This is a genomic window from Tenacibaculum sp. TB-56 (assembly GCF_059716275.2).
Genome location: NZ_CM201367.1, coordinates 1,474,705 through 1,496,744 on the forward strand (window position 1 = coordinate 1,474,705; position 22,040 = coordinate 1,496,744).

Here is a 22,040-nt window from a genome sequence, read left to right on the forward strand (position 1 = left end):
AAAAACAGTAGGTAACTATTGTAATTGAGTGTTTAACCAGTTTACTACGTCTTGCAGCATTTCTTCTTTACACAAGTCATTTTGTAACTCATGATATCCGCCTTCGTATAATTTTAAGCTAGCTTTCGAGCTATTGTTGGCAAAAGCTTCTGTTCCTTTATAATCAATAATTTTATCACCTGTACCGTGTAGTAATAACATAGGTGTTTTTAAGGAACTAGCATTTCCAATAGCCCATTCACCAGCATCAATAAAAGATAACGAGAAATTAGGACTCACTTTATCATGCACCAATGGGTCATCAATATACTTTTGAACTTCAACAGGATCGCGAGATACATCATTTACATCTAATTCATTGCCTAAAGTTATTGAAGGAGCAATTTTTTGCATAATTTTTCCTAGTGATAGTTTCCAAGCGGGCGGCTCAAAAGCTAATCGTAAAAACGGACTTGTAGCTATAGTTCCTTGTAGATTATGTTCTTTTCTAAGGGTGTAGTTAATTACAGTATTTCCCCCCATAGAATGTCCATATAAAAAGATAGGTTTGTCACCAAAAACCTCTTTAGCTTTTTCAATAAGTTTGGTTACACTTTCTAAGACATACTCAAATCCTGGATTGTGACCTCTTTTTCCAGTTGTTTTTCCATGTCCGAAGTGATCAAAAGCAATTACACCAAAATTGTTATCAGTTAGTTTTTTTGCGACATGTTCATACCTTCCAGAATGTTCTCCCATTCCGTGAACAATAACAACTACAGCTTTAACGGTTTCAGGTTGCCAATACTGACCAAAAAACGTTGCCTTTTGAAAATCGAATGTAAACGTATGATGTGTCATTAGTCTCTGGTAATGTTTCCGTCTTCTAAAATATTAAAAATAATAGTAGAAGGAGAATCAGAAATATATTCAACTAATTCAATATTATTTTTGTTAAGAGTAGAGGTGGTTTTTAACATTCCTTCCGCAATTTCATCATAAGCCAATACTTGACTATTAATTATATTAAATTGTTTATCGTAAGTTACCAACATAGAGATTAACTCAGTATTATTTGGATAGAAATAATATACCACTGATTGAAAATTTTCTGATAATTCTGGAAGATATGAAACACCAATTTTACTTTCTTCAGTTAATTGATCATCAAAAATTGAAGGTAATTTTAAAAGCTCTTGTTGAGATTTGGTTAATAGTTTTCCTTCTGCATGATTGCTAAAGTTTGTACTGTCAACTAAAGGAACCGTTTTAGTAGGATACTCATTTAAAAATGAATATTTGTTTGATTTACAAGAAGCAGCTGTAACAATAACAGCGATAAAAAGAAAAATTTTAAAGGTGTTTTTCATCTCTTTATTTTTTTAATAGATTTTTGATTGCAAAATACAAGTTACGAGTATTTGCTATAAATATAGTTAACTTTTGTTAGTATGCGTTAAAACATACTTCATAGCCTTGGCTTTGAGTAAACATTCTTCATACTCTTTTTCTGGAGTAGACTTTGCAGTAATGGCACCACCTACTGAATAGGAAACGTATTTGTTTTCTGAATTGTATAAAATACTTCGGATAACTACGTTAAAATCGAAGTCGCCATTTGGAGTAAAATAGCCGACGGTTCCAGAGTATAGGCCACGTTTAGTTTCTTCTAATTCTTCAATAATTTTCATGGCTGAAATTTTTGGAGCTCCGGTCATACTGCCCATGGGGAAGGTGTCTTTAATTACATCAACAGGGTGAGTATTATTGTCAATTTCAGAAACTACCGTAGAAATCATTTGATATACTTGTTTAAAAGAATACACTTTGCACAATTCTTCTACTTGAACACTTCCTTTTTTTGCGGTTCTAGATAAGTCGTTGCGAACTAAATCAACAATCATGATGTTTTCAGAGCGCTCTTTCTCGTCTCGTGCTAAATCAAATGCGATTTTTTCATCTTCAATTGGGTTAATCAAACGTTTTGCTGTCCCCTTTATAGGTTGAGAAATAATTTTAGTTCCTTTTTTTCTTACATATCTTTCAGGAGTGGCTGATAGCAAATAATGATTGTCATTTCTAAAAAAAGTAGCAAAAGGCGGTTCTGATATAGCATTTAAATGGGTGTATACCTCATACGGATTGATTTCTGCATTTTCAGCATAAAATTCCTGACAAAAATTAGCTTCGTAAATATCGCCTCGGTGAATATGTTCTAATACTTTTTCTACTTTTTGATGATACTCATCTTTATGGATACGAAGCTTAATTTTAAGTTCGTTTTCATCAGAATGATTATCAACTTCTTTCGAATTAAAGTTTGGATTAGTTTCAATAATGTCTTCAAAATCTTCCTCTAATTCATCATCAATCATTTGTAAGTAATGAAATTCGACAGTGTCGTTTTTAATGAATATTAATTTTTGAGGTTGAAAAAAATAGACATCAGGAAAATGTAGTCCGTCAAAGTTATTAGAAGTCAGTTTTTCTACATCGTTTTTTACGTCGTAGGAAATATATCCGAAGATATAATCTTTAGTATACGATTGATATTCTTTTAGTTGTTCAAAAGCTCCGTGATAATCGGTTTTAATTGAAGTGAATTCTTCTACAGCTAACACGCAATCAAAAGAACTGTAATGCTGCTCGTAATTGTTAGAATCAAGCCAAATAGCAGTTTCAAATTGTTTAGCCCAAACAAACAGCTTTTGTTTAAATTTATTTGGCTCATCTATAGAAAAAATACGGACAGTTCTTGACATCGCCACAAAAATAAGAAACCCGATAGAAATACTGCTATCGGGTTTGGGTTTTATATAGGTTGAAGTTTACTCTTTTTTTGAGTTTTCGTACTCTTTAATTTTCTTTTTAACTTCTTCTAAAGTTCCTTCAAAAATTTTTTCTTCAGTTGTTTCTTCACCATTTTTAATAATTGTAGTAGTGATGGTAGCTTTAGCAGTACCATCATCATTTTTTTCAATATTTACTTTAACGATGTTTTCTAACTTGTTCTCTGTAGTAAAATCAGTATCAGTAGAAAGTTTTATTTTATGTTTTTCACCATTCTCGTCAATCCATACTTTAATTTCTTCTGTCTTTTCATGTGTTTCAGAAGAAGCGTGCCCGCCTAATATTGGAGCAATAACTAAACCAACTAAACATGTAAGTTTAATTAAAATATTCATTGATGGACCTGAAGTATCTTTGAAAGGATCTCCAACCGTATCTCCTGTAACAGCAGCTTTATGTGCATCTGAACCTTTGTAGGTCATCTCTCCGTTAATTTCAACACCAGCTTCAAATGATTTTTTAGCATTGTCCCAAGCACCACCTGCGTTGTTTTGGAAAATAGCCCACATTACACCTGATACACATACACCAGCCATATAACCACCTAAAGGTTCTGCTCCGAAAACTAAGCCTATAATAATAGGGGTGATGATAGTTATTAACCCAGGTAAAATCATTTCTTTTAAGGCTGCTTTTGTTGAAATATCTACACATTTTGCATATTCAGGAGTGCCAGTTCCTTCCATAATTCCTGGAATCTCTCTAAACTGACGACGAACTTCATGTACCATTTCCATAGCTGCTTTTCCCACTGATTGCATTGCTAATGCAGAAAATATTACAGGAATCATTCCTCCAACAAATAACATTGCTAACACATCTGCTTTAAAAATGTTAATTCCGTCAATTCCTGTGAAGGTTACATAAGCAGCAAATAAAGCTAAAGCAGTTAAAGCAGCGGAAGCAATGGCAAATCCTTTACCAACCGCAGCAGTTGTATTTCCAACAGAATCTAATATATCAGTACGTTCACGAACGTGATCTTCTAACTCACTCATTTCAGCAACTCCACCAGCATTGTCAGCAATAGGCCCGAAAGCATCAATAGCTAATTGCATTGCGGTAGTAGCCATCATTGCAGATGCAGCTAGTGCTACACCGTAAAAGCCAGCGAAATAATACGAACCATAAATTGCAGCTGCAAATAATAAAACTGATAGAAAAGTAGATTTCATTCCTACTGCTAAACCAGCAATGATGTTGGTTCCTGCGCCAGTAGCGCTGTTTTGAACGATATCTAATACAGGTTTTTTACCTAAGCTAGTGTAATAAGAAGTTACCATAGAAATTAAGGCTCCAACTGCTAAACCGATACAAGCAGCCCAGAATACATTTATAGAAGAAACTTCTTGAATGCCTTCACCAAAGAAATTCATGTGCATGGTTTCAGGTAACATCCATTTAATTAAAAAGAAACTTGCTGCTAAAGTTAATATAATAGCTGTCCAGTTACCAGTATCTAATGCTTTTTGAACTTGAGCTTCTTTTGCAGAGTTATCTTTAATTCCGACTAAAAAAGTTCCAATAATAGAAGCTACGATACCAACTCCAGCAATAACTAAAGGAAGTAAAATAGGCCCCATTCCGTTAAAGTCATCAGTGAACTGTGAGGTTATTGACATGTCTCTAATTACATAGTTTCCTAAAACCATGGCAGCTAAAACGGTTGCTACATATGAACCGAATAAATCGGCTCCCATACCTGCAACGTCACCTACATTATCACCTACATTGTCGGCAATAGTAGCAGGGTTACGTGGATCGTCTTCAGGAATTCCTGCTTCTACTTTTCCAACCAAATCAGCTCCTACGTCGGCAGCCTTGGTGTAAATACCACCACCTACACGAGCAAACAGAGCAATTGATTCAGCTCCTAGAGAAAATCCAGCTAAGGCTTCTAAAACAACGGTCATTTCATTGTAAAAATTTCCTCCTTCAGTAATAAATTGACCAATAAAAATAAGGAAGAATAAACTTAATCCTAGTACAGCTAAACCAGCAACTCCAAGACCCATTACGGTTCCTCCTCCAAAAGACACTTTTAAAGCTTGTGGTAAACTAGTTTTGGCAGCTTCTGCTGTTCTTGCATTTGCATCAGTTGCAATTCGCATTCCTATGTTACCAGCTAAGGCAGAGAAAATTGCTCCTATGATAAAGGCAGGAACAATCATTATACTTGTGGTTTCTACTAATTGTGAAATACCGAATAGCGCTAGTGAAGCTATAATTACGAAGATTAATAACAATCGATATTCAGCAGTTAAAAAAGCAAGGGCTCCTTCTTTAATACTTTTAGAAATAGCTTTCATTTTATCATTCCCTGCGTCTTGCTTTCTAACCCAGACCATTTTTGTATACATAAAAATGAGTCCTAAAAGTGCCAAAATAATAGGCACGTACATCATGTTTTGTTTCATGTTATTGTTATTTGATTAGTTATAAGTGTTCGTAAATATAACAAAATCAATAACTAAACAAAAAACCTCTCAGTTGTAACTGAGAGGTTTTTTTAATTTTATAGTGAAGTTTTACGTGTTAAATAGTAAAATCTCCATTTGTTTTGTGCTCGCTATTTTCATAACGCTCTAAACATTTATCTAAGATTTCGTAAGCTTCATCTGCGTTACCCCAATCTCCGATATCTACTTTCTTTTTTTCTAAGTCTTTGTAAACTTGGAAGAAGTGAGTAATTTCTTGTTGACGGTGTGGGTTTAAGTCAGATAAATCATTGTATTTGTTCCAGATTGGATCAGATACAGGTACACAAACGATTTTTTCATCTGGACCTTTTTCATCAGCCATATGGAAAACACCAATTGGCTTTACTTCCATAACACACATTGGGAAAGTTGGTTCTGCTCCTAAAACTAATACGTCTAATGGATCTCCATCTAATGCTAAAGTTTGAGGAATGAATCCATAATCACCAGGATACATCATTGATGAGAATAACATTCTATCAAAACGAATTTTTCCTAAATCAAAATCGTATTCGTACTTATTTCTACTTCCTTTTGGAATTTCAATTAAAACATCAACTGTTTTTCTCTCTTTTGCGGTCATATATTCTTAACTTTTCTTCGTTTCTAAAATCGGTTTGCAAAAGTAACGATTTATTACTTTTTTTTAAGAAAAAACTGGTTTATTTTATGGTTAATTGTATGATTATAAGCCAGGTTTAATTCCTATACGAATAGCGAACTTCGGGGTTGGAGCAACTGTAGAACCTACTGGAGGTGTGTAATTACTTCTCCAAATAGCATCAACTCTAAGAAAACGTAAGTTTCCGTATCCTATATTTTCTAGTCCAAAACCATATTCATAGTACACTTTATTTGGAGCATTGTAATTAACATTTCCAGCGTTCATTGCTCTGTTTTCTGCTGAAATTGTTCCGTAAGCGGCTCTAAAAGTTACTAAACTTCGTAGTTTTAGTTTTTTCAATAATGGAATTCTATTTAAAATATAACCATTAAAGTGATGCTCAAAATGTCCTGCTAAATATTCATCAGTAACAAAATCGTAATAATTAAGTAAGGTGAAAGTGTCTTTAACTAGAGAAAATGATTGGTTGGCAGGTACCGGACTTAGTAAAGCGATTGGCACATTTCCAAAAGTTTTTCCAGCTTCAAAAGTAGCGTCTAAAACACCAAACTTACTTAGTAAAATAGGTTGGTTGTATTTGAACTGGATTTTGTCATAGTTATGTGTGCCGTTGAAAACATCTTTGTATCCTCTACGGTAGTTTAAAACCAAGGTAGGGAAAACATTATTACCAAAACGTCTTTCTACTCCTAAACCATACACAAATCTACCAGGAGTATAAGTAAGGTAAACATCAGAAGCTACATCTGTTAATTTTGATTGAATATCTCCGTTTTCGTCAATATAATCCATAGAGAAATATCGTTCGTCAGCAGAAGAAATTTTTGCATGAGAAAGATTAATTCCAAAGTGTAAATTTTGTTGAATTTGATAATCAAAATTTGTAGCAATCTTTTCTACATTGGATAAAAAGTAGTTGTCGCCTCTAGAAAATACAGCAGCCGTACCAAAACTTCTACCTAAAAGTTGGGTAGTGTTTAATAAAGAGCTTCCTAATTGCTCAATATCTTTTTGGTAAGCAGCGCCTACTGCTATTCTAGGCTTGTAGGACAATAAATAACGACCCTCGGCAGCATATTTTACTTTTTTGTCTTTAAAACCGTAGGCAACATGACCTGTTAAACGAAATCGATCATCTTTGGTTACAAAAGTTCTAAAACCTAATTTGGTTCTAAATCCTTCAATTTGGTTGTTGGCAAAAATGGTCCGATAAAGGGCCAACTTGAAAACCTAAATTGGTGTTTACGTATCCACTAGAGACCGTATTAATAAGCCCCGTAATGTTTTTTATTTGCTTTTTCTTTTTAATGTTTTTAATTAATTCATACGTTTTTTTGCTTTCATCACTCTGAACAGATTCCCAGTATGTGTCTTCTTTTTCATACTGATTAGGTCTTATTTTTTCAATTTTTTCTTCGTAGAAGTTTTCAGAAAGAGGTTTGTTTAAAATGTAATTTTCAAACGTAGTGTTTTTCTTAATCGTTAAACCTTTATTACTGTCATTTTTATCAATAAAAGTAAAATCTCCTTCGTAAGCATTTTTAGTAGGAATGTAAATGCTATCATTTCTAACTTCGAATTCTTTTTCAAAAGTTAATCCTCTTACAAAGTTTAGATTGATACTTTTATGAACTTTCATTTTTAGCTTTTTTATAGAAAAGCTCTTGTCTGCAATCCATAAATTTCCTTGAAATGCTAAATCACCATCTCTTCTAGGAAAGAAGTAGATATTGTATAATTTTCGGTTGTTGTCAACAATACTGTCGTATAAAACATAATCGTAAGTAGAAAAACCATCTGTAGATAGTGGGCTTACAAATGACTTGCGTAATAACGTAATGTCATTTTGAAACACATCAATATTTTGAAAAGTGTTAGCCATTCTATCAAAAACAAATCCTTGAGCGTTTAATCCTTCTGATTTTTCAGCTTCAATATCTTCTCTTACAGCTTTAGTTACATTGTTGCCATAAATATTAGAAACCTGTTCATTTATATAAATAGGGATGTAATAATTAATTCCGTCACTATCGTATTGAACTTGGTTAATAGCTTGTTTGTATTCGTCTTTAAATAATTTTTTTAAAAAAAGCGTGTCTAGGTTATTTAGGCCAATTTCTGTAGAAGTGTTCTTTTTGTATTGATAGTGGTCAACTAAATCCAGTCCGTTTTTTCTTTTACGTTTCCAGACTTCTTTTAGGATTTTATAAGCAGGATTTTCTTTCTTTTTTAAGCGTTTTTTGGGTTTTGTAACAATAACAACCTCGTCTAATTGATTACTTTCTTCTCTTAAAACAACATTTAAGAATTTTGTTTTTTGATTTACTTTGATTGCTTGTTTTTGAAAACCTACAAATGAAATTTCTAAGAGTCCTCTATTTTTTGGAGTTTTTAAATAGAATTTCCCTTCATCATCGGTGGTTGTACCAAAAGTGGTGTTTTTTAAAACTACATTAACAAAAGGTAAGGGAGTGTTAAATTCATCAACAATTCTACCTTGCAGTGTTATTTGAGCACTTAAATAGCTGGTTGTTAGAAGTAATAGTAGTGTTAACAGATTTTTCATTTGTGTACTTACTACAAAATCCTTTTGACGAGCGCCAAAAGGATTTTATGTGTTTTCAATTTCTTTTTATTTTAATTACTTACGATACATTACTTCTTTAACAGCGGTAATTACATCATCAGCGTTTGGTAACCATTCTTCTAATAAAACTGGAGAATATGGTGCTGGTGTATCGGCAGTTGTAATTCTTTTAATAGGAGCATCTAAATAATCAAATGCCTCGTCTTGTACTCTAAAAGTAATTTCTGAAGATACACTTCCGAAAGGCCATGCTTCTTCTAAAATTACTAATCGATTAGTTTTCTTAACAGAATCTAAAATAGTTTTATGATCCATTGGACGAACTGTACGTAAGTCGATAATTTCTATTGAAATTCCTTCTTTAGCTAATTCATCAGCAGCTTTATACGCTTCTTTAATGATTTTACCGAAAGAAACTACAGTTACGTCAGTACCTTCTCTTTTAATATCAGCAACTCCAATAGGAATGATATATTCTCCTTCTGGGATTTCCATTTTGTCACCATACATCTGCTCAGACTCCATAAAAATTACTGGATCGTCATCACGAATAGCTGCTTTTAATAATCCTTTAGCATCGTAAGGGTTCGAAGGAACAATTACTTTTAATCCAGGACAGTTAGCATACCAACTTTCAAAAGCTTGTGAGTGTGTTGCTGCTAATTGACCTGCAGAAGCTGTTGGTTCACGGAAAACGATAGGACAGTTAAATTGCCCACCACTCATTTGACGAATCTTAGCTGCGTTGTTAATAATTTGATCAATACCCACTAATGAGAAATTGAAAGTCATATATTCAACAATAGGACGGTTACCATTCATTGCCGATCCTACAGCAATACCACCAAAACCTAATTCGGCAATAGGAGCATCAATTACACGTTTAGCCCCGAATTCGTCTAACATTCCTTTACTGGCTTTATATGCTCCGTTGTACTCAGCAACTTCTTCACCAATCAAATAAATGCTTTCATCTCTACGCATTTCTTCGCTCATTGCTTCGCAAACGGCTTCTCTAAATTGTACTGTTTTCATACGTTTTATAAGTAGTTGTTTATCAAGAGTGCAAAAATAATAAAAATACGAGTAATATTGTAGCTTTAAAACAACAAATGATTAAGTCATATTAATACCTTAAATTTGAGGCAGATTAAGGTTGAGTAAAAAATTTATTATGCACGCATAGTAAATTAAAAAAAATGCTTAACTTCGTCGCACAAAATTAAGTTTCTTTAAAACAACGATATATGAAAATATTAGTTTGTATCAGTCATGTACCTGATACTACTTCAAAAATCAACTTTACTGATAATGACACAAAGTTTGATACTAACGGAGTTCAATACGTAATAAATCCATACGATGAGTTTAGTTTAACTCGTGCTATGTGGTTTAAAGAAAAACAAGGAGCAAGTGTAACAGTTGTAAATGTAGGAGGAGCTTCTACAGAGCCAACATTACGTAAAGCATTGGCGATTGGTGCAGATGATGCTATTCGTGTAAATGCTGAACCTACAGACGGATTTATGGTTGCTAAAGAGTTAGCTGAAGTTGTTAAAAATGGAGGTTTCGATTTAGTATTAGCAGGAAAAGAATCTGCAGATTATAACGGGCAAATGGTACCTGCTATGTTAGCGTCTTTATTAGATTTTAACTTTGTTAATGGTTGTGTTGGAGTTGAAGTAGAGGGAACAAACGTAACGTTAAGTAGAGAAATTGATGGAGGAGAAGAAAAAGTTTCTTCAACGTTACCAATGGTGGTTGCAGGACAAAAAGGAATTGTAGAAGAAAAAGATTTACGTATTCCTAATATGCGTGGAATTATGATGGCTCGTAAAAAACCATTAAGTGTAGTTGAACCAACTGGAGCTACTGCAGCAACAGCAACTCAGAACTTTGAGAAACCAGCACCAAAAGGAGCAGTGAAGTTAGTAGATAATGTTGATGATTTAATCAATTTATTACACAACGAAGCAAAAGTAATTTAATAAGGTTTGAACAGTTAGTTGTTCAACTATTGAATTATTTGACAAAGTTTTAAAAAAGAGATAAAAAATATAGAGACGTGAGAAATCTAAAAATCTAACGTCTAAAAATCCAAAAATTTAAAAAATATGTCTGTATTAGTTTTTGCCGATTCATCGGAAGGAAAATTCAAAAAAACAGCTTTTGAAGTTGTTTCATACGGAAAAAAAGTAGCAGAGCAATTAGGAAGCGATTTAGTAGTGTTAACTATTAATGGAGGAGATGCTTCTGAATTATATACTTACGGAGCAGAGAAAGTTGTTGAAGTAAAGAATGATTTGTCGTCATTTAATGCTAAAGCATATGCTTCAATTATTAAACAAGTTGCTGAGGAGAAGGGAGCAAACACTGTAATTATCGATTCTAGCGTTGACGGATTAACAGTAGCGCCTTTAGTAGCAGTAGCTTTAGAAGCAGGATATGCTTCAAATGCAGTAGCGTTACCAAGTAGCACAAGTCCTTTTGTAGTGAAGAGGAAAGCGTTTTCTAACAAAGGATTCAACAATACTGAAATTTCAACAGAGAAAAAAGTAGTAGGTGTAGCTAAAAATTCTTACGGAGCGCATGAAAATGCAGTAAGTGGGGCAACTGAAAGTTTTGATGCTACATTACCTGAATTAGGAGTAAAATCTGAAAGTATTAGTAGAGCTACAGGAAAAGTAACCATTGCTGATGCTGATATCGTTGTTTCTGCAGGTAGAGGTTTAAAAGTGACCTGAAAACTGGGGAATGGTAGAAGAATTAGCAGAGGTTTTAGGAGCAGCAACAGCATGTTCTAAACCAGTGTCTGATTTAGGATGGCGTCCTCATAGCGAACACGTAGGTCAAACAGGTAAGCCAGTAGCTTCAAACCTATACATTGCCATTGGTATTTCTGGTGCAATTCAGCACTTAGCAGGTATTAACGCATCAAAAGTAAAAGTAGTAATCAATACTGACCCAGAGGCACCTTTCTTTAAAGCTGCAGATTACGGTATTGTTGGTGATGCTTTTGAAGTTGTGCCTCAATTAGTAGAGAAATTAAAAGCTTTTAAACAAGCATAAAATAGGGGGAATTTTTTCTTTTGCTAGAAATTAGAGTACAACTCATAATTTTTAGTAAATTGTGCCCACTTTAGAAGGCTGTCTAAATTTTTAAGAAAAAACCTAAATTTAGACAGTTTTTTTGTATTTTATGATGATTGATTGTACATGAGTTTAATTAAACTAACTATAAAAGGGATTTCGTATAGCCAAACACAAAGTGGGGCATATGCTTTAGTGCTAAGTGAGATGGAAGGAACTAGAACGCTACCTATTATCATAGGAGCTTTCGAAGCACAATCAATTGCCATAGCTTTAGAAAAAGAAATTCGACCACCAAGACCTCTTACCCACGATTTATTTAAAACATTTGCAGACAGATTTTCTATCGTAATTAAACAAGTTATCATTCATAAATTGGTTGATGGCGTGTTTTATTCAAGTTTAATTTGCGAGCGAGAAGGGGTAGAAGAAGTGATAGATACGCGAACATCAGATGCTATTGCATTAGCGGTTCGTTTTGAAGCGCCAATTTATACGTATGAGAATATTTTAGATAAAGCAGGTATTTATCTGAAAATGGATGAAGAGTTAACTATTGAAGAAGATTTGGAGTCGGATGAAGAAGATGAAATAGAGTTTTCTTTTGATGAGGATGAAAAAGAAGAAGATTACTATTCACACTTATCTTTAGAAGAATTGCACAAACAACTTAACGATGCTGTGGCGAACGAAAATTATGAGTTGGCGGCCAGAATCCGTGATGAAATCAGTAAACGTTCTTAATTAAAATCATTTAAAATGAAGAAACTATTTACTTTCATAATGCTTTGCGTTACGATGATAACTTTTGGTCAAAGCATTGAAAAAAAGTGGAATTTCTCATCAATCACAACAACTGAAGGAGATTCAATTGTTACGATAAACTCTGCAGATGTTCTTAATCTGTCAGAAGGAAAATTCAACTACTCATTAGTTGATAAAGATAGTTTACAAGCTTCAGGAAACTATATTCACCAAAACAACTTATTAATTTTTAATTACAACCAACCTAACGATACTGTTCGCTATTACAATGTGGTTGAATTAGCAGAAGACGAATTAATACTTTCTGAGAAAAATATGTTGTATAAGTTTACAACAGAGCCAGTAGCAGCTTCAGTTATTGAAGCTGAAGAAGCTGAACAAAAAGTGAGTGAAATAATTCCGAGTCAAGGTTTTTCTTTCCAAAGTTTATGGAGAGGAGCATTAGGGATGGTTTCCTTATTAATTATTGCTTTTTTATTTAGTGCGAACCGCAGAGGAATAGATTGGAAGACAGTCGGATTAGGATTAGCATTTCAATTGTTAATTGCTATTGGGGTTTTAAAAGTGTCATTTGTTCAAAAAACATTTGAATTAATAGGAAGTTTATTTGTAAGTGTTTTAGACTTTACCCGTGTAGGAAGTGAGTTTTTATTCAGTGGTTTGGTAGCAGATATGGATTCTTTCGGGTTCATTTTCGCATTTCAAGTATTGCCTACGATTATTTTCTTCTCTGCATTAACCTCACTTTTATTTTACTTAGGAGTTATTCAAAAAGTAGTAAAAGGATTGGCATGGTTATTATCTAAAGGATTAAAAATTTCAGGAGCAGAAAGTTTATCTGTGGCAGGAAATATTTTCTTAGGGCAAACCGAAGCGCCTTTATTAATAAAAGCGTACTTAGAAAAAATGAACCGTTCTGAAATCTTATTGGTAATGATAGGAGGAATGGCAACTGTGGCTGGAGCAGTGTTAGCTGCATATATTGGTTTCTTGGGGGGTGATGATGAAGCATTACGTTTATTATATGCGAAACATTTATTGGCAGCATCAGTAATGGCAGCTCCTGGAGCAATTATTATTTCAAAAATATTATATCCACAAACGGAAGAAGTAAATACTGATGTGCAAGTATCATCAGAAAAAATTGGTTCAAATATTTTAGATGCTATTGCTAACGGAACAACAGAAGGGTTACAGTTGGCGATGAATGTTGCAGCGATGTTATTAGTGTTTATTGCTTTTATCGCTATGATTAATGGAATTTTAGGAACAGCAGGAAGCTTTGATGGAATCGAATATTTTAACTGGAAATTCATTTCGTTAAACGAGTTAATTGCAGGAGCAACGCCTTATGAAGCATTGTCGTTAGAGTTTATTTTAGGGTATGTATTTGCGCCATTAATGTGGTTAATTGGTGTTGCAAAAGAAGATATGGCGTTAATGGGGCAGTTATTAGGTGTTAAGTTAGCAGCAAGTGAGTTTGTAGGATATATTCAGTTAGCAGATTTAAAAAATGCAGCGAGCGCTACACATTTAACATATAATAAGTCTATTATTATGGCAACGTATATGTTATGCGGATTCGCAAACTTTGCTTCAATTGGTATTCAAATTGGAGGTATTGGTTCCTTAGCACCAGGTCAACGTAAAAACTTATCTGAATTCGGAATGAAAGCATTAATTGGAGGTACTATTGCTTCGTTAATGTCAGCAACTATTGCGGGAATGATTATAGGTTAAATAGGCGAAGGGTAAAAGGTGTTAGGTAAAAGTATATGAGGAATTTCAGAAAATTAGATGTTTGGAATGATGCCAGACAGTTAGTGAAGGAAATTTACGAACTTACTTCCGGTTTACCATCTACCGAAAAATTTGGATTAATTTCTCAAATTAACAGATGTGTGTTATCAATTCCTGCAAATATTGCAGAAGGGTGTGCTAAAGATTCTCAAAAAGATTTTGTAAGATTTTTGCAAATTAGTTTAGGATCAGCTTTTGAGTTAGAGTCTCATTTAGTTATTTGTACCGATTTAAATTTCGTTTCTGAAAATGAAGTTTTCTTAGTGATAGAAAAAGTACAGGTTTTACAAAAAAGAATAGCATCACTCATCAAATACAACCGAGCAAACTTTTAAACCCAAACCAAAGAACCCTTTACCTTTTCCAACAACCTTTAACCTAAAACCTTTCACCTAGTCACTCAAAAAAGTTAATAACTTATTAATATAATTTTAAAAAGCATTTACATTTTGTGTAGATGCTTTTTTATTTTTACCTTGATTATTTAATACGAAAGTTTAACGATTAAACGGAGAAGGATGAAGCAGTATTTAGATTTAGTACAACACGTTTTAGACAACGGAAACGAAAAAGGAGATAGAACAGGAACGGGAACCAAAAGTGTTTTTGGTTATCAAATGCGATTTGATTTAAGTGAAGGTTTTCCGATGGTAACGACCAAGAAGCTACATTTAAAATCGATTATTTATGAACTATTATGGTTTATAAAAGGTGATACTAATGTTAAGTACCTTCAGGAAAATGGAGTTCGTATTTGGAATGAATGGGCAGATGAAAATGGTGATTTAGGTCCAGTGTATGGTCATCAATGGCGTAATTGGAATAGTGATGAAATAGATCAGTTAAAAGAAGTAATAGAAACACTAAAAACAAATCCGAATAGCCGAAGAATGTTGGTGTCAGCTTGGAATCCATCTGTGTTGCCAGATACTTCTAAGTCATTTTCAGATAATGTGGCGAATGGTAAAGCAGCACTTCCTCCATGTCATGCTTTTTTTCAGTTTTATGTAGCTGATGGTAAACTTTCATGTCAATTATATCAACGTAGCGCGGATATCTTTTTAGGAGTTCCGTTTAACATTGCATCATATGCGTTGTTCACCATGATGGTAGCTCAAGTTTGTGGTTATGAAGCTGGAGAGTTCATTCATACTTTTGGTGATGCACATATCTATAACAATCATTTAGAGCAATTAGAGTTGCAGTTATCACGCGATCCAAGACCACTTCCGAAGATGAAAATCAATCCAGAAATAAAGAATATAGAAGATTTTACTTTTGACGATTTTGAGTTGATTGATTATAACCCACATCCTCATATCAAAGGAATTGTAGCTGTATAATTTAACTTTATTTTTTGTAGTTTGTTTAGTAAATTTGTAGAAAACCAGCTAAAATCTATAAAAAATGACCACTGAAATTGATACATTAAAAGATGCTCTCTACGATAAAATAGCCGATATACAAGATGAAAATGTGTTAAAAGCTATTAATACCTTGGTTGATAATATCAAAAATGAGGCTTTTGAAGAAGCGAGTACCGAAAAGATTGATCTTACAGGATATATAAAAGAATGGGTTAAAAGTATGTAAACCCTTCAACTAAGATTTATGATTACACTTATTGCTGCCATTGCAAAAAACAATGCTTTAGGAAAAGATAACGACTTAATTTGGCATTTACCAGCCGACCTAAAAAGGTTTAAACAAATTACATCAGGTCATCATATTTTAATGGGGCGTAATACTTTTGAAAGTATTGGAAAACCGTTGCCTAATCGTACTTCTATCATTATTACCAGAAATAACGATTATTTTAAAGATGGATGTCTTATAGCCAATAGTATTGAGCAGGCAATTGAGTTAGCTGAAGGAAATGATGCTTTCATTCTTGGAGGAGCTCAAATTTATAAGCAAGCTTTAGAACAAGACTTAGTAGATCGTTTGGATATTACTATTGTGCATCACGAATTTGAAGCAGATGCTTTTTTTCCAGAGATAGACAAAACTGTTTGGAAAGAAGTAGCTAGAGAAGATTTTAAAGCAGATGAGAAAAATAAATATGACTACAGTTTCGTTTCTTACGAAAAGAGAAAAGATTAAGGATATAAGGTTAAAGTAAATATGCCTTGAATCTTTTATCTAAAAATCTATCAATCTAACTAAAAGTATGTCAATACAACTTACAGGAATATCAAAAACTTACGGAACACAAAAAGCAGTAAATACTATTTCTTTTGAAGCAAACAAAGGAGAAATTGTTGGGTTTTTGGTCCAAATGGAGCAGGAAAATCAACTACGATGAAAATCTTAACAGGTTTTATTCAGCCATCAGCTGGAAGTGTTTTAGTGAGTGGGATTGATGTTACTTTAAACCCTATCGAAGCTCAAAAAAAGATAGGGTATTTACCAGAGCACAATCCGTTGTATTTAGATATGTATGTTAAGGAGTACTTACAATTTCAGGCATCTTTACATAAAATTGATAAGACAAAAGTTGCAGAGGTAATTGAACAAGTAGGTTTATCTGTAGAAGCGCATAAAAAAATCAATCAATTATCTAAAGGATACCGTCAACGTGTTGGATTAGCAGCTGCTATATTGCACAATCCTGAAGTGTTAATTTTAGACGAACCTACTACTGGGTTAGACCCGAATCAACTGGTTGAAATCCGTGAATTGATTAAAGAATTAGGTAAAGATAAAACGGTTTTGCTGTCTACTCATATTATGCAAGAGGTAGAAGCCGTTTGCGATCGCGTTATCATTATCAATAAAGGAGAAATAGTAATTGACAAGCCGATATCTGAATTAAAAACAGATACGGAACAAGTGATACGAGTAACGTTTGATTACAAATTAGAAGAACAGTTTATCAAACGATTACCAAATATTAAAGCCTTTAAAAACACCGTAGAAAACAACTGGATTTTAGCCTTTGATACTTCGGAAGATATGCGTCCAGTAATTTTCGACTTCGCACAAGAAAACGGGTTGAAAATTTTAGGACTAAATACTGAAAACAAAAACTTAGAAAGCTTGTTTAGAGAGTTAACTACCCAGAAAACTGATGTTTAAACCACACTTTTTTCCAAACCCTTTTTAAAATTAAAAAAGTAGTATTTTCAGAATACTTATCAATATCACTTGATGCTATATTTTGTATTTCCTTTTCAGAAACATCAATACGATATAAAAGATTTGAGTACGAGTTAAAATCTTGTAGAATTAACTCCTTAATAATTTTTTGAAGAGACTCTTTTAATGCTAAAGGGCTACTGTCTTTAGAAAAATCAATATCAATACCGGTTAGGTTAAGATCTTTGTTAAGTTGAATAATAAGATCTTTATATAACTTGGTGTTAGCCACATTGCTTAGTAAATCAGCGCTATTTTGATAGCTAGGTAGCATTTAGTTAATTCAATTTGTAATTAATAAATTGCTCGTCTAAAGCTTTTAAAAATTCACTAGATACTTTAATTTTAGTGGTTCTACTTGGTAAGCTTAGTTCAATTTTTTCTTCAGTGTCCCAAATAGTAAAATATAAGCTTTGAGAACCTTTATTGGTAGCAAATAAGTGTTGTAACTCCTTAATCGTGTTTTCTTTTACTTCTTGTAACGGAATTTTAATGGTTAGTTTTTTACACATTTTGTCCATGATGTCGTGCAGTAATAAAAACTCATTAAATCCAATTCTAGGTTCACCTTTAACTCCTTCTTTGTTAGTCCACCCAGGTTTAATGGTTGTTTTGATAAACAAGAATGAATTTGGAACCAAAAAGTGCTTGAATTTTAAGTAATCTTCCCCAAAAATTCTGAACTCGTAGCTGTCATTGTAATCTTCCATAATAAAAGAAGCCCAACCTTTTCCGGCTTTAGATACACGGTGTTGCACATCGGTAACAATACCGGCAAAAGACAATCCTAAACCTTCGTATTGAGCAATATTTTTAAAATGTGCTAGGGTAGCGTTGCAAAAGTTCATTTCATTTTTAAAATCATCCAACGGATGTGCAGAAATATACATCCCTACTACTTCTTTTTCGCGAGCTAAAAGTTCCATAGTTCCCCAGGTTTCGCATACTGGAACTTGAGGTTCTGGTAAATCAACTTCAGAGGCTTCTCCAAACAGAGAAACTTGAGAGGAGTTTTGATTTTCTTGATATTTATTTCCAAAACGGATGGCTTTTTCTAAGAAAGTTTGCCCTTTTTCGTCTTTTACATAATATTGAGCACGATGTGTACTTGTAAATGAATCAAATCCTCCAGCTAAGACTAATCCTTCAAAAGCTTTTTTGTTTGCTACACGTAAATCCACACGTTTTGCTACATCAAAAACAGAAGAATAATGTCCATTTTCTTTACGTTCATCAATAATAGCTTTTACAGCAGAACCACCAACACCTTTAATTGCCGCCATACCAAAACGAACAGCGCCATCTTTGTTTACCGAGAACTTAGCATATGATTCGTTTACATCTGGTCCTAATACTTCTAAGCCCATACGCTTACATTCTTCCATAAAAAATGAAACAGATTTAATATCGTTCATATTGTTTGAAAGTACTGCCGCCATGTATTCAGCAGGATAATGTGCTTTTAAATAAGCAGTTTGATAGGCAATCCACGCATAACAAGTTGAGTGCGATTTATTGAAAGCATAGGATGCAAATGCTTCCCAGTCTTTCCAAATCTTTTCTAAGGCTTTTTCATCATGCCCGTTAGCTTTTGCTTGATTTACAAACTTAGGCTTCATTTTAGCCAGTACCGCAGCTTGTTTTTTACCCATGGCTTTACGTAATACATCGGCTTCACCTTTGGTAAAATCAGCTAGTTTTTGTGAAAGTAACATTACTTGCTCCTGATATACCGTAATTCCGTAGGTTTCGGCTAAATATTCTTCCATGGCAGGAAGGTCGTATTGAATCTCTTCATCACCATGTTTTCTTCGAATAAATGAAGGAATATATTCTAAAGGACCTGGACGATATAAGGCGTTCATTGCTATTAAATCGGCAAAAACGGTAGGTTTTAATTCACGCATGTACTTTTGCATTCCAGGAGATTCGTATTGGAAAATCCCTACGGTTTCTCCTCGTTGGAATAAAGCATATGTTTCTTCATCATCAATTGGGAAGTTCTCTGGATCGAGTTCTACTCCGTGACGTGCTTTTACAATTTTTACCGTATCCTTAATCAGGGTTAAGGTTTTTAATCCCAAGAAATCCATTTTTAATAATCCCGCACTTTCTACGACCGAGTTATCAAACTGAGTAACATACATGTCGGAATCTTTTGCAACCGATACAGGTACGAACTTGGTAATATCATCAGGAGTAATAATTACCCCACAGGCATGAATACCTGTGTTACGAACAGAACCTTCTAAAATTCTAGCTTTGTTAATGGTTTCCGCTTCCAGCCCACTACCATCGGCAATCGCTTTTAGTTCGTTGACCATTTCAATTTCTTCGGAACGAAGTTTGGCTTTTAATCCGGCTTCATCCAAAGAGAATATTTTAGCCAATTTCATTCCTGGGATTAACTTGGCAATTCTATCGGCTTCAAAAAGGGGTAAATCAAGCACTCGAGCGGTATCACGAACCGATGATTTTGCTGCCATTGTACCGTAAGTAATAATTTGCGCTACTTGATTGGCTCCGTATTTCTGGATTACATAATCCATTACTCGTCCACGACCTTCATCATCAAAATCAATATCGATATCGGGCATCGATACACGTTCAGGATTTAAGAAACGCTCAAAAAGTAGGTCGTATTTAATAGGGTCGATATTAGTAATCCATAAACAATAGGCAACTACCGAACCAGCAGCAGATCCACGTCCAGGACCTACTGATACATCCATATTACGGGCCTCTCGAATAAAGTCTTCTACAATTAAGAAGTATCCAGGGTATCCTGTTTTGGCAATTACATCCAGCTCAAAATCTAAACGTTCTCGAATGCTATCTGTAATTTCACCATATCGTTTTTTGGCTCCTTCGTAGGTTAAGTGACGTAAAAAATTATTCTCTCCGCGTTTTCCTCCATCTTCTAAATCTTTTTCATCTCTAAATTCCTCAGGAATATCAAAAGCAGGTAATAATACATCGCGAGCTAAACCAAAAGGCTCAACTTTATCTACAATTTCTTGAATATTAATGATGGCTTCTGGTAGATCAGCAAAGAGCTTTTTCATCTCTTCGGTAGATTTAAAGTAGTACTCATCGTTAGGTAAGCCGTAACGATAACCTCTTCCTCTACCTTTCGGAGTTGCTTGTTTTTCTCCATCTTTTACACATAATAAAATATCGTGTGCGTTGGCATCTTCTTTTTCTAAATAAAAGGTGTTGTTGGTAGCAACAATTTTTACGTTATGTTTTTTTGAAAACTCTAAAAGAGTTTCATTCACCACTCTTTCGTCTTCTTGTCCATGACGCATCAATTCGATGTATAAATCGTCTCCGAACTGTTCTTTCCACCAAAGTAAGGCTTCCTCAGCTTGGGCTTCACCAACATTTAATATTTTACTAGGAACTTCTCCGTATAAATTCCCTGTTAAAACAATTACATCTTCTTTGTATTGTTCAATGATTTTTTTATCAATTCTTGGAACGTAGTAAAAACCATCCACAAAAGCGATAGAAGACATTTTTGCTAAGTTGTGGTATCCTTTTTTGTTTTTAGCAAGTAGTACAACTTGGTATCCGTTGTCTTTTTGACTTTTATTCGTGTGATCTTCACAAATATTGAACTCACAACCCACAATAGGTTTTAAAATAGTTTCTGTAGGCGTTTCACCTTTTTCTATAGCTTCTTGATTAGCAGCTTCGGCTGCTTTGTTGTGGCCTATAACGGCTTGTACAAAGTGAAAAGCAGCCATCATGTTCCCAGTATCTGTCATAGCAACTGCCGACATATTGTCTTTTGCAGCGGCATTTACAATATTACCAATTTGGATGGTAGACTGTAGAATTGAGTATTGTGTATGGTTGTGTAAATGGGCAAATTTAACGCCTTCAAGTTCAGCTAAACCTTCTGCAGTAGAAATGGTAGTAGCTTCTTCAGTTTCTGAAGATTTTCTTTTACGGATTTTTTCACTTTCCTTTTTAAGGTTTAAGTGTTTAAGTCCGATAACTTGAATTGGATTAGGATTTGCCTCTGTATAACGTTTAAAATAATCTGAAGGAACATCTAGTTGTTCTTCGGTATACTGACGTAAACGAATTAATTCTAAGAAACAACGAGTTGTAGCTTCAACATCGGCAGTAGCATTGTGAGCTTCGCCAAAACCAGTTCCAAATAAGTGATTGTGTAATTCGGTAAGGGTAGGAAGTTTGAATTTTCCTCCACGACCTCCAGGAATTTGACACATTTCTGCTGTATGCTCAGTACAGGTATCTAAAACTGGCAATTCGGTTAGGTTGTTTTCAACACCCAGACGATGGAATTCACATCCCATAATGTTGACATCAAATCCAACATTTTGCCCAACAATAAACTTTGTTTTTTGTAAAGCATTATTAAATAATTCTAGTCCTTCACTTATTTGAATACCTTGTTCAATAGCTAAATCTGTAGAAATTCCGTGAATACGTTCTGCGTCGTAGGGAATGTTAAATCCGTCAGGTTGAATTAAGAAATCGTTGTGTTCAACCAGATTTCCTAATTCATCATGTAATTGCCATGCAATTTGTATGGCTCTAGGCCAGTTATCGGTATCGGTTATTGGAGCGTTCCAGCTTTTAGGTAATCCAGTAGTTTCGGTATCGAAAATTAAATACATGGGCAAAAATTACTTGAAGTGTTTTTTGAGTAAAACAAAGTGTAAAAATACGAAGAATTTAGATTGCTAAAGAG

Annotated in this window: 17 protein-coding genes and 2 pseudogenes; 9 read left to right on the top strand and 10 right to left on the bottom strand. The window is 34.0% G+C overall.

From position 1 onward, the window contains the following. Positions 1 to 15: 15 nt before the first annotated feature. The 8 genes from AC3VI6_RS07145 to AC3VI6_RS07180 all read right to left on the bottom strand — a co-directional run bounded on the left by AC3VI6_RS07145 (position 16) and on the right by AC3VI6_RS07180 (position 9,556). The gene (locus AC3VI6_RS07145) at positions 16 to 840 is read right to left on the bottom strand and encodes an alpha/beta hydrolase (protein WP_497705681.1); all 825 of its coding nucleotides are present in this window, start codon (positions 838 to 840) and stop codon (positions 16 to 18) included. Beyond that, positions 840 to 1,349 carry a hypothetical protein gene (locus tag AC3VI6_RS07150; protein ID WP_497705682.1) on the bottom strand — a complete coding sequence of 170 codons (510 nt, stop codon included), beginning with the start codon at positions 1,347 to 1,349 and terminating at the stop codon, positions 840 to 842. Before AC3VI6_RS07150 ends, AC3VI6_RS07145 begins: the two co-directional genes overlap by 1 nt. A 66-nt stretch (positions 1,350 to 1,415) precedes the next feature. Beyond that, complete coding sequence (gene pabB, locus AC3VI6_RS07155; RefSeq protein WP_497705683.1) at positions 1,416 to 2,741, bottom strand: aminodeoxychorismate synthase component I; 1,326 nt, start codon at positions 2,739 to 2,741, stop codon at positions 1,416 to 1,418. A gap of 66 nt (positions 2,742 to 2,807) precedes the next feature. Next, positions 2,808 to 5,246, bottom strand: coding sequence for a sodium-translocating pyrophosphatase (locus AC3VI6_RS07160; protein WP_497705684.1), 2,439 nt, complete (start codon positions 5,244 to 5,246; stop codon positions 2,808 to 2,810). Positions 5,247 to 5,364: 118 nt separating this feature from the next. Continuing rightward, on the bottom strand, positions 5,365 to 5,892 hold the full coding sequence (locus AC3VI6_RS07165; protein WP_274633416.1) for an inorganic diphosphatase: 528 nt from the start codon (positions 5,890 to 5,892) through the stop codon (positions 5,365 to 5,367). Positions 5,893 to 5,994: 102 nt separating this feature from the next. Further along, positions 5,995 to 7,155: a DUF5686 family C-terminal domain-containing protein gene (locus AC3VI6_RS07170; protein ID WP_497705685.1), complete on the bottom strand. Its 1,161-nt coding sequence runs from the start codon at positions 7,153 to 7,155 to the stop codon at positions 5,995 to 5,997. After that, complete coding sequence (locus AC3VI6_RS07175) at positions 7,115 to 8,500, bottom strand: carboxypeptidase-like regulatory domain-containing protein (protein WP_497705686.1); 1,386 nt, start codon at positions 8,498 to 8,500, stop codon at positions 7,115 to 7,117. Before AC3VI6_RS07175 ends, AC3VI6_RS07170 begins: the two co-directional genes overlap by 41 nt. 75 nt (positions 8,501 to 8,575) lie before the next feature. Beyond that, positions 8,576 to 9,556 carry a pyruvate dehydrogenase complex E1 component subunit beta gene (locus tag AC3VI6_RS07180; protein WP_497705687.1) on the bottom strand — a complete coding sequence of 327 codons (981 nt, stop codon included), beginning with the start codon at positions 9,554 to 9,556 and terminating at the stop codon, positions 8,576 to 8,578. A gap of 212 nt (positions 9,557 to 9,768) precedes the next feature. Between AC3VI6_RS07180 and AC3VI6_RS07185 the strand changes: the two genes are divergently transcribed. The 9 genes and pseudogenes from AC3VI6_RS07185 to gldA all read left to right on the top strand — a co-directional run bounded on the left by AC3VI6_RS07185 (position 9,769) and on the right by gldA (position 17,254). After that, positions 9,769 to 10,509 carry an electron transfer flavoprotein subunit beta/FixA family protein gene (locus AC3VI6_RS07185; RefSeq protein WP_497705688.1) on the top strand — a complete coding sequence of 247 codons (741 nt, stop codon included), beginning with the start codon at positions 9,769 to 9,771 and terminating at the stop codon, positions 10,507 to 10,509. A gap of 126 nt (positions 10,510 to 10,635) precedes the next feature. Then, positions 10,636 to 11,590, top strand: a pseudogene (locus AC3VI6_RS07190) (electron transfer flavoprotein subunit alpha/FixB family protein). Between the two features lie 147 nt (positions 11,591 to 11,737). Further along, entirely contained in the window at positions 11,738 to 12,355 is a 618-nt protein-coding gene (locus tag AC3VI6_RS07195; RefSeq protein WP_497705689.1) for a bifunctional nuclease family protein, read from the top strand. A gap of 15 nt (positions 12,356 to 12,370) precedes the next feature. Then, positions 12,371 to 14,116: a NupC/NupG family nucleoside CNT transporter gene (locus AC3VI6_RS07200; protein WP_497705690.1), complete on the top strand. Its 1,746-nt coding sequence runs from the start codon at positions 12,371 to 12,373 to the stop codon at positions 14,114 to 14,116. Positions 14,117 to 14,151: 35 nt separating this feature from the next. Beyond that, the gene (locus AC3VI6_RS07205; protein WP_435254157.1) at positions 14,152 to 14,511 is read left to right on the top strand and encodes a four helix bundle protein; all 360 of its coding nucleotides are present in this window, start codon (positions 14,152 to 14,154) and stop codon (positions 14,509 to 14,511) included. A 183-nt stretch (positions 14,512 to 14,694) separates the two neighbouring features. Further along, a complete protein-coding gene (locus AC3VI6_RS07210) occupies positions 14,695 to 15,519 on the top strand; it encodes a thymidylate synthase (protein ID WP_497705691.1) in 825 nt (274 codons plus the stop codon). A 64-nt stretch (positions 15,520 to 15,583) separates the two neighbouring features. Next, a complete protein-coding gene (locus AC3VI6_RS07215) occupies positions 15,584 to 15,769 on the top strand; it encodes a hypothetical protein (RefSeq protein WP_435254159.1) in 186 nt (61 codons plus the stop codon). An 18-nt stretch (positions 15,770 to 15,787) separates the two neighbouring features. Beyond that, positions 15,788 to 16,279, top strand: a complete 492-nt coding sequence (locus AC3VI6_RS07220; protein ID WP_497705692.1) for a dihydrofolate reductase — start codon at positions 15,788 to 15,790, stop codon at positions 16,277 to 16,279. A 67-nt stretch (positions 16,280 to 16,346) separates the two neighbouring features. Further along, positions 16,347 to 17,254, top strand: a pseudogene (gene gldA, locus AC3VI6_RS07225) (gliding motility-associated ABC transporter ATP-binding subunit GldA). On the opposite strand, the gene AC3VI6_RS07230 reads toward gldA, so the two are convergent. Both AC3VI6_RS07230 and dnaE read right to left on the bottom strand, forming a co-directional pair. Continuing rightward, complete coding sequence (locus AC3VI6_RS07230; protein WP_497705693.1) at positions 17,232 to 17,588, bottom strand: hypothetical protein; 357 nt, start codon at positions 17,586 to 17,588, stop codon at positions 17,232 to 17,234. The pseudogene gldA and the gene AC3VI6_RS07230 overlap by 23 nt on opposite strands. Before the next feature lie 4 nt (positions 17,589 to 17,592). Next, complete coding sequence (dnaE, locus tag AC3VI6_RS07235; protein ID WP_497705694.1) at positions 17,593 to 21,966, bottom strand: DNA polymerase III subunit alpha; 4,374 nt, start codon at positions 21,964 to 21,966, stop codon at positions 17,593 to 17,595. Positions 21,967 to 22,040 lie beyond the last annotated feature (74 nt).

Excerpts from the sequence above, each read along its gene's own strand:
- AC3VI6_RS07145 (WP_497705681.1), bottom strand. The coding sequence starts at position 840 with ATGACACATCATACGTTTACATTCGATTTTCAAAAGGCAACGTTTTTT.
- AC3VI6_RS07150 (WP_497705682.1), bottom strand. The coding sequence starts at position 1,349 with ATGAAAAACACCTTTAAAATTTTTCTTTTTATCGCTGTTATTGTTACA.
- pabB (WP_497705683.1), bottom strand. The coding sequence starts at position 2,741 with ATGTCAAGAACTGTCCGTATTTTTTCTATAGATGAGCCAAATAAATTT.
- AC3VI6_RS07160 (WP_497705684.1), bottom strand. The coding sequence starts at position 5,246 with ATGAAACAAAACATGATGTACGTGCCTATTATTTTGGCACTTTTAGGA.
- AC3VI6_RS07165 (WP_274633416.1), bottom strand. The coding sequence starts at position 5,892 with ATGACCGCAAAAGAGAGAAAAACAGTTGATGTTTTAATTGAAATTCCA.
- AC3VI6_RS07175 (WP_497705686.1), bottom strand. The coding sequence starts at position 8,500 with ATGAAAAATCTGTTAACACTACTATTACTTCTAACAACCAGCTATTTA.
- AC3VI6_RS07180 (WP_497705687.1), bottom strand. The coding sequence starts at position 9,556 with ATGAAAACAGTACAATTTAGAGAAGCCGTTTGCGAAGCAATGAGCGAA.
- AC3VI6_RS07185 (WP_497705688.1), top strand. The coding sequence starts at position 9,769 with ATGAAAATATTAGTTTGTATCAGTCATGTACCTGATACTACTTCAAAA.
- AC3VI6_RS07195 (WP_497705689.1), top strand. The coding sequence starts at position 11,738 with ATGAGTTTAATTAAACTAACTATAAAAGGGATTTCGTATAGCCAAACA.
- AC3VI6_RS07200 (WP_497705690.1), top strand. The coding sequence starts at position 12,371 with ATGAAGAAACTATTTACTTTCATAATGCTTTGCGTTACGATGATAACT.
- AC3VI6_RS07205 (WP_435254157.1), top strand. The coding sequence starts at position 14,152 with ATGAGGAATTTCAGAAAATTAGATGTTTGGAATGATGCCAGACAGTTA.
- AC3VI6_RS07210 (WP_497705691.1), top strand. The coding sequence starts at position 14,695 with ATGAAGCAGTATTTAGATTTAGTACAACACGTTTTAGACAACGGAAAC.
- AC3VI6_RS07215 (WP_435254159.1), top strand. The coding sequence starts at position 15,584 with ATGACCACTGAAATTGATACATTAAAAGATGCTCTCTACGATAAAATA.
- AC3VI6_RS07220 (WP_497705692.1), top strand. The coding sequence starts at position 15,788 with ATGATTACACTTATTGCTGCCATTGCAAAAAACAATGCTTTAGGAAAA.
- AC3VI6_RS07230 (WP_497705693.1), bottom strand. The coding sequence starts at position 17,588 with ATGCTACCTAGCTATCAAAATAGCGCTGATTTACTAAGCAATGTGGCT.
- dnaE (WP_497705694.1), bottom strand. The coding sequence starts at position 21,966 with ATGTATTTAATTTTCGATACCGAAACTACTGGATTACCTAAAAGCTGG.